The sequence below is a fragment of the Paenibacillus marchantiae genome, from assembly GCF_028771845.1.
Taxonomy (GTDB): domain Bacteria; phylum Bacillota; class Bacilli; order Paenibacillales; family Paenibacillaceae; genus Paenibacillus; species Paenibacillus marchantiae.
In genome coordinates this window covers 2,020,643-2,033,337 of the sequence record NZ_CP118270.1, presented here as the reverse complement: position 1 = coordinate 2,033,337, position 12,695 = coordinate 2,020,643, and the positions used below count along the sequence as shown (strand labels likewise).

Here is a 12,695-nt window from a genome sequence, read left to right as displayed (position 1 = left end):
AGCATGAACCGATGGCTTTTACAAACTTGTCAATTTATTGAGGTCTGTACCCAAACGCACACTCAATTTGCCGGACATCCCTTGTGCAGAAGACATGCTCACATAAAACCAACCCGTTGACCAAGCTTGGTCACTCCAATAAGTATGCTCTTTACCATCTGCTGGGACAGTATAAGACATTTTTGCGGTTCCATCAGTAGATCCTTGGTTGATCGTGAACGTAAACACTTTCGAACCTGTGTTTTTAAAGCTCACCTTCACATATTCAAATCCCACCGGGATATTAAACTGTTTCGTAGTCGCAGTACCTGCGAGCTCCTCATTATTAATTACTGATAATGTCGTGGATGTAGTGACAACTGTTTCATTATTCATTGATGCTGTTGTTATTACTGTAGTAATGATCGCGGTGGCGGCTAGAACAGCCATTGCCATTTTTGTGATGTGTTTTATGATGTCACCTCCACCTGCTATATCTCTGTATTATACAGTTTAAGAAATCTCTCCTGTGAAAGAGCTGGTTATCAGCTCTGATTGCGCTCCAATTGTTTTTCGATCCCCAGCCTGTCGATCTGAATCCAGTATTCTGCAATTCTCTCATTCTCCACTCGATATACCGCACTCGCCATTTCAATCACGGGCAGGTTGGTCGGCGCATATCCATCCACTTCTCCAACATGAGTACCCACTTGTCTCCAGCGTACATATACTTTATCCCCCTGTGCAAGCAACTCCTGAATCTGCAGCGAAAAATCTCCGTACGCCTCAATCATTTCCCTCACATGATCCGCATAGACGGAGGGCGTTCTTGTGACTGTCACTTCCTCTTCTGAGATCACCTGGTGAGCCAGTACCTGCTCGGCCATTAGTGTATTGGCATAATCAAGATTGCGACCCGAGCGCACTTCTTCAAAAAAAGTTCTGACAATCTGTTCTGGCGTCATCCGATCCACTCCATTTTTCGTTTTATCATGCATTGTACCAGAAGGAATTATCATTTACTAATCGTTTTCCTGCAACTTCCAAATACTAATTAAATTTATAGTAGTTAGTTAACATTTATTAAACTTTTATGAATAAAAAAAGGTACTCCGCCCTTTCTAGACGTAGTACCTTCTCTATCCCTATATTACGGACTAACTGTACCGCCATTGGCGTTCAGCGTTTCACCGCTCACATAGCTCGATTCCTGACTCGCCAGGAACACAAACGCTGGCGCCATTTCCGCAGGCTGCCCTGCACGACCAAGCGGAGTATTAGATCCAAAATCAGCAAGCTTCTCTACGGGCTGTCCACCGACCACCTGAAGCGGCGTCCATACCGGACCTGGTGCGACAACGTTCACACGGATGCCTTTGCTGCCGACTTGCTGGGCCAGCGCTTTGCTGAAGGTGTTGATTGCAGCCTTTGTTGTCGCATAATCCAACAGGATTGGAGATGGCTTATATGCCTGAATAGAAGACGTGTTAATGATGGAGCTGCCTGGCTTCATGTGTTTCACAGCTGCTTTACAGAGCCAGAACATTGAATAGACATTGGTTTTGAATGTCGCATCAAATTGTTCTGTAGTCAGGTCGGCGATCTGCTCAACAAACTGCTGTTTACCTGCCACGTTGGCGAGGATATCGATCCCACCGAGCTCTTTTACAGCAGATTCAATGAGTTCTTCGCAGTATTTCTCATCCTTGAGGTCACCTGGAATCGCAACAGCCTTGCGGCCTGCTTCTTCGATCAGCTTGACCACTTCCTTCGCATCGGCTTCTTCCTCGGGAAGGTAAGCCAGAACGACATCCGCACCTTCACGAGCAAAAGCGATGGCGGCTGCCCGACCAATACCGCTGTCTGCTCCGGTTACAACAGCTTTACGTCCGGTCAGACGGCCGCTGCCTTTATAGCTTTTTTCACCTGCATCAGGTACAGGAGTCATTTCACGTTGAAGCCCGGGCTCCTTCTGCTGCTGCTTCCAATCTGATGTTGCCTTCGGATATTGTGTCGTCGGATCTTGCATGGTGTGCTGGTCTTGATTAGCCATGTACAATTCCTCCTCGGATTTATTTTATTTATTATGTTGTTTTCATAAAAGTTGCACTCTTTCCTTTGTAACCGAGATGGGTGGAATTTAAACTGGCTCTGAACATTTCCATGGCAAACCTTCCGACTTTGAATCTCCTGTAACTGGAGGTTGTATAATAGATCCTGAGGTGATTTTATTGAATCAAAGCAAAGATACATATTCGATCGGTGAAGCTGCCAAAATGATCGGCTCGACTGTCAAAACGATACGTTATTACGATGAAATCAAGTTGCTCCGGCCCTCTTTTCATACAGAAGGTGGTCACCGTCTTTATACACCGCAAGACGTATGGCGGCTGGAACTTATCACAACGCTACGCTATTTGAATTTTGGCATATCGGATATTCGCAAGCTGATGTCCGGTGAACTTGGCGTGTCACAGGCGCTGGATCTACAAATTGAAGCCCTGGAAACTCAGATCGGGACCATGAATTCCATGCTCTCCATTCTGCATCAAGCCAAACAGCAGGAAGTGGAAGATACGCTTCATTCCGGACAGTCTCTTACCTATGTTTCAAGCCTGGTACATTCGCTGACCGCCAATGCTCAAAAAAGAAAACAATTCATCTCCGCCAAAATGGAAGAATCTCACCTGCTGGACGAAATCCCCCACGAATGGAGAGTTTCGTTTCTGCATTTTTTCGATAAATACATGATGAAAGATACAAAGCTGTCTGCCCAGCAAACACTTGCATGGAAGGAAATCCAGGATATCATTAACGATCCGGCCTATATCGCTGATCTGGCCCGTTTCGAACTTCCCTTCTTCACCATGGCGAATCATCCACAGATTGAAGCAGATGCCTGGGTGAAAAAAATGGAGACCATCCGCATTCGTGCCACCGAAGCTCTAGACAAACGTTGGCCGTTAGATAGCCCTGCAGTGGAGAGCATGGTGTGGGATTTTGTGATGATGTACGCCAGTATTGAACATGCTGGAGATCCGGAAGCATTTTTTCGCAAACAAGCTCGATATATGCTCGACTCCGTAACAGAGCGCATCCTTCGTTTTAACAAGCTCTGCAAGATCGTGAATCCTGAATGGAGCGAGATCGTGGACGGCATTAATCTGTTGCAGGAAGGCATGCGACTGCGGTTAAAACAAATGGAAGAAGTCTGAATTCCAGTCCTCTTCCATTTTTACATTCAACCTTTTTTCAATGAATAGGATGTGTGTTCTCCCACTTCACTGTCCAACTGGAGCGGTTGCCCTTTCAGATAGTGGTTAAAGAAGTCGATTGTTGTATCATTTACGATTTGGTGAGCTCCTCTTGCATCTACACCCTGTGACCATTCCAGAATGGGAGATATCAGATAGAGGTCCGAGAAGCTTAAATGTTTGGTATTACTCAGCTCCATCCAGTAGTTCCCTCCCGCGGTCACCGGTTCATAACGTGCATACACTTCTTCGTAGTATTTCTCAGCTTCCGGACGAGTCGTGCCCATAGCTGCAATCTCATCGTCACTCATGACACTTGTACCTGCAACGGTTGTGTCCGCGCTCATCATGAGAAACGGTTTGCCTACACCTTCAGCAGGAATACGCTTCTCTCCAAACAATACGCCATCCATGTTCATACCTGCTTTGACACGAGGATCATCCATCAGCATCTGTACGGTTGTTGCCCCGCCAAATGAATGTCCAAACATGCCGATGTTGTCCAGATCCAGATGACCGTTAAAACGCCCGTTTGCGTCATTGGCAGACAGTTTCTCCACTTGATCCAGCACAAATTGCACATCCTTCACCCATGTCTGGTTGAGCTTGTCCATATAACTGAACTGCAGTTGATCGAATCCTTCCTTGCCCTCCGATTCAAATTGCGACACACGCCCATCCGGAAATACCGAGACCAGACTGCTGTACGTATGATTAATGCCCACAACAATATAACCTTGGCTGACCAGTTGCTCCACCTGGAACGTATTTTGGTTTTCATATCCATGTAGGCCATGAGAGAAAAGAATGACCGGATACTTGGCTTCCGCATCAGACAATGATGCCTCCTGAATAGCATGGGTTTTGACTTGACTCAGGCTTGAAAATAAAAGCTTTGGCAGCTTCAGCACATCATTAAAAGCTGTTGCATACACTTTCGGATCATTCACATAAGGAGCCGTTGTTCCCTTGGTGTCTTTATCCGTTGGATACCAGATCTGCACCATCAGTTCCCGTTTGTCTCCGGCAGTACTCGTCAGCAATTCCTCCCGGCTCTCATCCGTCCAATCGTAGGATACCGTACCCATTCCGTAAGGTCCTGTAGGTTTATCAAACGAAAATACCGGAAACAGAAGTGGTAGCCCCAGCGTCACGGCAGCGTACACCAATACTAACAGCGATGTTCCGATAATTTGAACACGTCCGAATTTCCGCATAACGGCTGATTTTGACCTTTTAGCGATTAACACAATCAGTGGAACCAGTGTGAGCAAATACGCCGGAATCATGGGCCAACGCAATCCCTCAATCACCCCATGTACCAGCAATAATACAACCGATATGACCCATCCTCCCCACACCATTTTCCGAGGTTTGTTTCGGCCCCCAATCAACCACACCAGCATTACTACATTGAAAATAAGATAAATCCATTCCAGTGTTCTCATTACTCCTTGCCCCCTTCTCTGACACAATTGAAATTAAAATATATCGTGCAGCAGCTCTTCTATTTCCAATCATAAAACCTCCAGTTACAGGAGATTCAAGCATGAATTTTGAAAACAAAAAAAATGCACTCCCTGTATGACACTGGATCTCCCGAAGGTTCTCCCATGTATTCAAGGAATGCACGTATGATATTAAGATATTAAGTTGACTAACCTTGCCACTACGAGTGCAGTACCATCTTCCGATCGCTCTTATCCCCAGATTTTTTGATTCACCTTTTTAAAAAGGGAAAATCCGGGGATAAAGGCGCACGCTTCGCTTCTTCAGATTGGTTCTGCCCTCTCCGTTCCGGTGTAAAATTCAGGCACAACTTCTAAACATATTAACACCAACGGTTTTATAATATATAAGTTAGTGATCTTCGCCTTCATCTACCCGCTGTCTTTTTCCTATGCCAAATACGAAATATCCGATCACAACGATCGCCATAAATGTAGCCCCAACAATGAGGGGTAACCGCGTATCAGGGTTAAATGCCATACCGATAATGACAAGCGTCAGATATACTATGATGATATAGTTGCTGATTGGGAACCATTTGGATTTAAAATTGTGATCTCCCATCTCATTGCCCCAACGCTTTCTGAATCGGAACTGACTGAAAGCCAGCGCGAACCACGGAACCATCCCCGGAAGAACACTTGCGCTGTAGATGTACAGGAACAGTTTGGAGTCCGGCATCAGATAGTTGAGTACCACACCCACCAGCAGCAAGGAAATCGTAATGATAATACTGTTGCGGGGAACCCCGCCTTTGGACAGCTTTTTGAAAAAGGCCGGTGCCTGTCCATTCTCCGCAAGCGTGTAAAGCATACGTCCTGCACTATAGATCCCACTGTTACATCCCGACATCGCGGCGGTAAGCACGACAAAGTTGATAATTCCCGCAGCAGCGACAATCCCGACTTTGGCAAACGTCAGTACAAACGGACTTCCCGTCTCTCCCACTTCATTCCAAGGATACAATGTCACGATGACAAAAATGGCCCCAACGTAAAAAATGAGAATACGCCACACGATGTTTTTGATCGCTTTACGCAGCGTGATCTTCGGATTTTCTGCTTCACCTGCCGTAATCCCTACCATTTCGACACCCTGGTAAGCAGCCGTTACGATACACAGGGCAAAGAGGAAACCTTTGATCCCTCCTGGGAAAAATCCGCCATGGCTCACCAGATTCGATAGCCCAATGGGCTGTCCTCCATTCCCCCAGCCGAAGAAGATCAGTCCGGTTCCGATCACGATCATGAAGACAATCGCCGTCACCTTGATCAGTGCAAACCAGAATTCGAATTCACCATAGTACTTTACCGCTGCCAGATTCGCTGCTGCAATAATAAGCACCCCAGCCAAAGCAGGCAGCCATTGTGGAATATCCGGGAACCAGTAGCCTACATAAATCCCAATCGCGGTGACTTCTGCCATACCAACCGTTACCCAGAGGAACCAGTAACTCCAGGCAGTCAGGAACCCGGCGAGTGGACTGATATACTTATGAGCAAATGTGGCAAATGAACCGGTGACAGGCTCCTGAATCAACATTTCCCCCATAATACGCATGACAAAAAAGATAATGATCCCGGCCAGCAAATAGGCCAGCAGCACCGAAGGACCTGCCCATTTGATCGTACTTGCCGATCCCATGAACAATCCGACCCCGATTGTACCTCCGAGTGCAATCAGCTCTACATGGCGGGGCTTTAGCCCTCTAGATAGTTGCTTTGATTCCAAACGATTCTCCCCTTTTCACATCCACATTAACGCAATGCAGAATTACTTCACCAAATTGTACGAGATGTGCCACAGAAATACAACAAGGAATGTAAGGAAGCGGATTCAGTGCACAAAATCATGTTACACGTCTTTGGCGGGTCAGCGTTTTCGCAACAGGTAACTGCTATACAAAAAATCCACCAGCCGCGAAGCACTAGTGGATATACGGTGAAATGATTTAGCTGGCACAAGGCTTGAGCGAATAACAGTACCGCCTAATAACTCCGTTCGGGGGCAATACGTAAATGACAAAAACCTTTCTGAATGCCAAGTTAACGCATCAGTTCGTTGAATACCTTTTCCCAACGGCCACTGTGTCCATCCTCCATGAATAATGGAACAAATCCCAATCGGAGATAGATTGCAATTGCAGGGAGCCTGAAGTCATCCGTCTCAAGCAGGGCCGCTTGCTTCCCCTCATCTCTCATTCGGTGCAAGGCCGCTAGTGCAATGGTATATCCAAGCCCTTTCCCGGAGTGCCCCGGCAGAGCACCCACCATATGCAGATATCCACAGTCGATATCCCTGTCCTCTTTCTCCCATGCTACAGCAGTGGCAACGGCAAGCCCCTGATAACAGAGAAACAGAATCTTCTCGGGCAAAAACGGCGGCTGAAATCCGATCTTGTCGCCGAAGGCAATCTCCCTGGCAAAAGAAATTCGGATCACATGCTCCCATTCCGTTACATCACCGGATTGAAACGATCTCAAGCTGTAGCCTTCCGGTATGTCCAGCTGCGGCAGATCTGCCAAAGTATCCTTTTTCATGACCAGCTTGGAGCGTTCATCCCTCATCCTGTAAAGCCTGCCTTTACTCTAAAGTTTGGAAAGGAAACCATGTTCCCGCCCTGCTTCACGGATTGCATCGAGAGGAAAAAGACCGCGCTCCAGGTCACGGCATCATACACATCAACCAGCGGGCTGCGGTTTTCCTGAATCGCCGAGATGAATTCCTCCAGCACCAGAAAATCGCCCCCACCATGCTTCGTGCCCGCCGCTAAGTGACCCCACTGCTTCCATTTGGGATGATCATATTCAGGCTGATAACAGGACATTTTCTCCCATACTTCTGAGCCATCCTCTCCGTTTACCGGAGAGCGGTTCTGCAGCCATACGAGATCTTCCTCATAGGGATGACGCGCGGACAAGTAGGCTCCCCTAGTTCCCTCTAGCATGTAATGAGTTTTATTATGCGGCCGGACGGAGACCCAGTCGATACGCAGCGTAATCAGAACGCCATTCTCGGTCACCAGCGCGGCGACGGCTGAATCCCCTTGACTCCAGTAACCTTCACGGGCAGCAGGATGGTCCTTGCCAAACTGCTCGCTAAAATAATTCTGCAACGCCCTCGGTTTGGAAACTTGCGTCGAGATGCTTTTAAGCCGATCTCCTCCCGGTTTATTCAGCCCGATCCACTGCGCGGCAGGCCCAATCGAATGCGTCGGATAATTGACCCCGTTATAATTTTGGTGGAGCTGTCCTCGCCAAGTAAGTGAGCCGTCCGGATGATGAATCAGATGACGTAAATCATGAATATAGCCACCCTCAACATGGGTAATCTCCCCGAATAACCCTTGTTGCGCCATGTAATTAACCGTAAGATTGGACCTGGAGAAACAATAGTTTTCTGACATCATATATTTCAAACCTGTGCGCTCCACCGTCTCGACCAATTCCCAGGCTTCCTCAAGCGACTGCACAGCAATCACCTCACTTAACACATGCTTGCCTGCGTTCAGTGCATCAATGGAATGTCGAGCATGCATATGCATGGGGCTAATTACAAAGACGGCATCAATAGAAGCGTCCTGCAGCATTTCCGAATAATCGCTATACGTTCTGATCCCCGGAAAAATCCCTTTCCATTGCTCCAGAACCAGTTCATTCAAATCACAAGTAGCCGTCAGATCAATACGATCAGCCAGAGAATGCAAGGCATTCAGAAAGCTTGCCCCCCGGTTGCCTCCGACTATAGCCAGCCTTACCCGCCTGCGGGTCATCGCGTCATCCCTTTCTTCTGAGAGGATAGTGACACAATCAGTTCTGCCGAATGGCCGTCGCCTTTGGCATCAGGATGCGGTTCATAATCATACATGCCTTTGACAAAAATGTTTGCCAGCTCCTGATACGGTGTCCCCTTCAGCAAAATAGTATTGATGCTCAACTGCTGCTCCTGTAGGTTCACGAGCAGCACCGCAGGGATATCCGTTACGGCTGCCAATTGTACGAAATGCCAATGATCACGTTGGAAGACAGACTGAACATGATTATGTCCGTTAAAGAAAACGCCCGGTCCCTGATGTTCATTCAGTATCGACCAGATATCGAGTGCTGCATCAAGAGACATCATCGGCTCCGTGGATCTGGCCGTTGTAGCGTATACCGGATGATGGGCGAACACGAGCAGCGGCTTCTGTCCGTACCTGTTCATCTGTTCGCGCAGCCAGTTCAGTTGCTCTTCATCGATCATACCGCCCCAATGGTCGGGATTCTCACGCGCAGTGTCTAGTACTAGCAGCACTGCCTCCTCTTCTTCAATGGCCAGATAGCGATGCTGTCCCGTCCTTGCCTGAAGATCGACCTTGGAACAGGTATGCGTGTCATGATTGCCAAACGCATATAAAAATTCACCTTGCGATAGCTCACTTTTAACCTTGCTCATAATAAAATCGAACTCCGAGGGTTCGCCGGCATGTGTCAGATCACCAATAGACAGATGATAGTCAGCGGAGAATGCCAAAAACTCTGACAGATAACCGGTATAGAAAGCCTCTCTGGCCTCAATCATCTGATCATCCGCCTCTATCAACTCGCTAGAATAGTGCAAATCGCCCATTACAATCAGTCTCATTATCATAATCTCCCTTATCCTTTGATGCCTGAATGCATAAAGCTACTGATAAACTGCCGTTGGAACAACAGAAAGCCAATCAGCATCGGCGCCGTTACAATCAGGGTTGCTGCGCTGACATCCGTCCACTGAGCACCTGCTTCGGTTGATTTGGCAAACATCGCCAGTCCTACAGTCAGCAGACGATTTTCCGGGGAATTCGTCACAATAAGCGGCCAAAGAAAATCGTTCCAGTGAAAGCTGATGGAAACGATCGCAAACGAAAGATAGACGGGCCTCGACAGCGGCATATAAATACGCAGCAAAATGCCTAGTGAAGAGCAGCCCTCTACACGCGCAGCCTCATCCAGTTCGTACGGAAGCTGCTTAAAGGCCTGCCTTAACAGGAAAACGCCAAACGCAGAAGCAAAATAAGGCAGCATAATACCGATCTTTGTATCCAGCAGTACCAACTCGTTAATGATTTGGTAGTTGGAGAAAATGAGTACATCCGATGGGACCATTATCTGGACGAGAAAGAGCATAAAGACAAACTGGCGCCCAACAAAAGCAACGCGGGCAAACGCATATGCGGCCAGGGTTAATGTAACAATCTGAACTGCAAATATTCCAGAGGTTACAAGTAGAGTATTCCACATGTATTGTCCGAACGGTGCCCCTTGCCAGACCCGACTGAAATTATCCAGCGTAAAATCCCAGGACCAACCTGCGCCAATGGACGCATCCTTTGGAAGAAAGGCATTGCGCAGCATCCACATTAGCGGAATCAGCCAAGCGGCAGCAAACAACAGCATAATTGCATGCCACAACGCTTGTCCGGCCATCCGGCGGCGCTTTGCGGATCGAAACTTCCGGTTCAGCGACTGCTTGGCCTTTTCTGGCCGCAATGTAGCGGACAAGGACAGCTCGGCAGCATTTTTCATGATTCCTATCCCCTTTCACCTTCTACTGATAATGAATTTTGCGTTCCCATCCCGCAAACTGGAAGCAGGATATGACAAGAAGCAGAACGATCATTACCACGGTCATTGCCGCCGCCATCCCTTGGTCATTGAAACTAAAAGTCGTCTCATAGATATAATATAGAAGCAGGCTGCTGGCATGATCCGGCCCTCCCTTGGTCATCATCCACAGATGATCCACCCATTTGAAGGCGTTCGTAATCGCGACGACGGTGACAAACAACGTTGTGGGCATCGTCAATGGAATGGTGATCCGCAGCTGCTGCGTCCACACGCCAATCCCGTCTACCGAAGCCGACTCGTAAAGATCTTTCGGAATTTGCTGCAGGCCAGCCAGATAAAAGATCATGAAATATCCGGCTTCCTTCCAGACAGTCATCACAATCAGAGAGCCAAGCACCGTATCCGGATTGCCAAGCAGATTAACCTCGCTTCCTGTGAACCAGGAAGCAAACCGGGCAAACAAACCAAACTGAGGCATATAAAGAAACAGCCAAATGCTCGCAGCGGCGATCATTGGAATCATATTCGGGTAGAAAAAAGCAATACGGACCAGACCTTTGCCCCGGATCGCTTTATCTGCGAACAACGCCATTACAAAGGCCAGCGCCATCGAGACGGGAACCGTACCGACCGCAAACCAGATGTTATTTCGAAACACTTCAACAAAAATAGGATCATGCAGCAATGCCTTATAGTTGTCCATTCCTACGAATACGGGCGTACGAACGGCCAAATTATGCTCAAATAGACTGAGCCATGCCGATTTAAGCATTGGATAATAGGTGAACATGCCAAGAAACAGAAGGGATGGTAACACAAGTCCCCACCCAAACCCGTTCCGCCTAAGCTTTTCGTTCCAGCGGGTATTCATGCACGATTTTCCTCCTTGTACAATCTGCGCCTTACATCCCTGCAACTGCGGAAAGAAATATCGGCGGGAAGTACTGTAATGGCTTCCCGCCAGGATCATAACTGAGGAAGGTTCTAATTCAGCAGCTTTATTTGTTAAAAGGAGCGAGCACACGATCCGCTTCTTCTTGTGCGGCCTTCAATGCACCGGCCGCATCGATTTTGCCAGCCAGCGCGGATTGAATCTGGTTGGTCAGTGCGGAGGACACCTTGCCGTGATTATGCGTGGATAACTCCCGGAACGCATACTGCAACTGGTCGCGGGCCACGAGTGCCTGCGGGAATCCATCTGTGTACGCCTTCATGGCTTCCGTATCGTAGGTGGATTTGCGAACCCCGACATAGCCGGATGAAGAACTGAACAGTGCAGCCTGTTCCGGAGCAGTCATATACTTGGCAAATTCCCAAGCCGCTGCCTGTTTCTCCGGTGTGGTATCTTTGAAAATATACATATTCCCCCCGCCCGTAGGCGATCCGTATTGCTTATTGGCTGGTGCGAAGGCTACACCAAAATCGAATTTGGCGTTGGTTTTCACGTTCGTCAAGTTGCCGCTGGTGTGCATCATCATAGCCGTTTTGCCTTCAATAAAATCGGTTGGCGTAGCCGCCCAATCAATAACCCCTTCCGGCATTACCTTGTACTTATGGGACAAGTCAAGCCAGAATTGCAGAGCTTCGACGTTCTCTGGCGTATTGAAATTGGCCTTCCTGCCGTCGTCCCCCATAATGCTCTGCTTGGAGTCGCTCGCATTTTGGCGGGCAAGCATCTGGAACATCCAGTAGGAGTCATCATTCCCCGGAATCTCCAGCCCTGTATGTCCATCACGATTCAGCTTCCCGGCATATTCCACCAGCTCATCCCAGTTTGTCGGCGGCTTATTCGGGTCCAGACCAGCAGCTTTGAACATATCTTTGTTGTAATACAAAATAATTGTGCTTCGCTGGAACGGTACACGTACGTATGTCCATCCGCTTGGGTATCCTCCACAAAGGCCGGATAGAAATCATCCTTGTTATATTCCGCATCCTTGGCGATAAAATCATCCAGAGGAATAATCGCGTCCGTGTCCATCATGCTGTACAGCTCAGTCGACATCATAACAGCCACATCTGGCGGCTGCTTGGCCTGTACACCTGCCTGAATTTTGATCGTATTATCTCCGTAGTTTCCGGTATAGACCGGTTTAACCTTAATATCCGGAAATTTTTCCATAAAAGATGCGCTCATCCCGTCAATAACCTTTGTAAGTGGCCCACCTACGTTAACCGGGTAATAGAACGAAATTTCAACCGGCTCCTTGGGAGTCTGATCCAAAGTGGTGTTTGCATCAGCTGTTGAAGCCGTTGTACCTGTACCCGCCTTGGTATCAGCTGCATTACCCCCTCCCTGACCGCACCCGACCAGCATTAACGTTAACCCCAGCGCAATCAGCGCCATTTTCCCCTGCTTTAGCAT

General features: G+C 48.0%; 11 protein-coding genes and 1 pseudogene. 1 reads left to right on the top strand and 11 read right to left on the bottom strand.

The features are described 5' to 3' along the window. Positions 1 to 18: 18 nt before the first annotated feature. From PTQ21_RS09315 to PTQ21_RS09305, 3 genes are all read right to left on the bottom strand, one after another. Positions 19 to 429 carry a phospholipase domain-containing protein gene (locus PTQ21_RS09315; protein ID WP_274569615.1) on the bottom strand — a complete coding sequence of 137 codons (411 nt, stop codon included), beginning with the start codon at positions 427 to 429 and terminating at the stop codon, positions 19 to 21. Between the two features lie 95 nt (positions 430 to 524). Then, positions 525 to 944 carry an ester cyclase gene (locus PTQ21_RS09310; RefSeq protein ID WP_063567144.1) on the bottom strand — a complete coding sequence of 140 codons (420 nt, stop codon included), beginning with the start codon at positions 942 to 944 and terminating at the stop codon, positions 525 to 527. A gap of 185 nt (positions 945 to 1,129) precedes the next feature. After that, positions 1,130 to 2,008 (bottom strand): SDR family oxidoreductase, encoded by an 879-nt coding sequence (locus PTQ21_RS09305; RefSeq protein ID WP_274570471.1) that lies wholly within the window; start codon positions 2,006 to 2,008, stop codon positions 1,130 to 1,132. Positions 2,009 to 2,210: 202 nt separating this feature from the next. Between PTQ21_RS09305 and PTQ21_RS09300 the strand changes: the two genes are divergently transcribed. Then, complete coding sequence (locus PTQ21_RS09300; protein WP_274569614.1) at positions 2,211 to 3,194, top strand: MerR family transcriptional regulator; 984 nt, start codon at positions 2,211 to 2,213, stop codon at positions 3,192 to 3,194. 26 nt (positions 3,195 to 3,220) lie between these two features. Here PTQ21_RS09300 and PTQ21_RS09295 read toward each other — a convergent pair whose 3' ends face one another. The 8 genes and pseudogenes from PTQ21_RS09295 to PTQ21_RS09260 all read right to left on the bottom strand — a co-directional run bounded on the left by PTQ21_RS09295 (position 3,221) and on the right by PTQ21_RS09260 (position 12,695). Further along, on the bottom strand, positions 3,221 to 4,681 hold the full coding sequence (locus tag PTQ21_RS09295; protein ID WP_274569613.1) for an alpha/beta hydrolase family protein: 1,461 nt from the start codon (positions 4,679 to 4,681) through the stop codon (positions 3,221 to 3,223). 412 nt (positions 4,682 to 5,093) lie between these two features. Next, positions 5,094 to 6,473 (bottom strand): amino acid permease, encoded by a 1,380-nt coding sequence (locus PTQ21_RS09290; protein WP_274569612.1) that lies wholly within the window; start codon positions 6,471 to 6,473, stop codon positions 5,094 to 5,096. Between the two features lie 314 nt (positions 6,474 to 6,787). Beyond that, complete coding sequence (locus PTQ21_RS09285; protein WP_063567138.1) at positions 6,788 to 7,309, bottom strand: GNAT family N-acetyltransferase; 522 nt, start codon at positions 7,307 to 7,309, stop codon at positions 6,788 to 6,790. Continuing rightward, on the bottom strand, positions 7,306 to 8,514 hold the full coding sequence (locus tag PTQ21_RS09280) for a Gfo/Idh/MocA family oxidoreductase (RefSeq protein WP_274569611.1): 1,209 nt from the start codon (positions 8,512 to 8,514) through the stop codon (positions 7,306 to 7,308). The genes PTQ21_RS09285 and PTQ21_RS09280 overlap by 4 nt, the downstream gene beginning before the upstream one ends. Beyond that, positions 8,511 to 9,365, bottom strand: coding sequence for a metallophosphoesterase family protein (locus PTQ21_RS09275; RefSeq protein ID WP_274569610.1), 855 nt, complete (start codon positions 9,363 to 9,365; stop codon positions 8,511 to 8,513). Before PTQ21_RS09275 ends, PTQ21_RS09280 begins: the two co-directional genes overlap by 4 nt. 14 nt (positions 9,366 to 9,379) lie before the next feature. Beyond that, positions 9,380 to 10,288, bottom strand: a complete 909-nt coding sequence (locus tag PTQ21_RS09270; protein ID WP_420800357.1) for a carbohydrate ABC transporter permease — start codon at positions 10,286 to 10,288, stop codon at positions 9,380 to 9,382. A gap of 22 nt (positions 10,289 to 10,310) precedes the next feature. Then, a complete protein-coding gene (locus tag PTQ21_RS09265) occupies positions 10,311 to 11,201 on the bottom strand; it encodes a carbohydrate ABC transporter permease (protein ID WP_274569609.1) in 891 nt (296 codons plus the stop codon). A gap of 127 nt (positions 11,202 to 11,328) precedes the next feature. Further along, a pseudogene (locus tag PTQ21_RS09260) lies at positions 11,329 to 12,695 on the bottom strand (ABC transporter substrate-binding protein).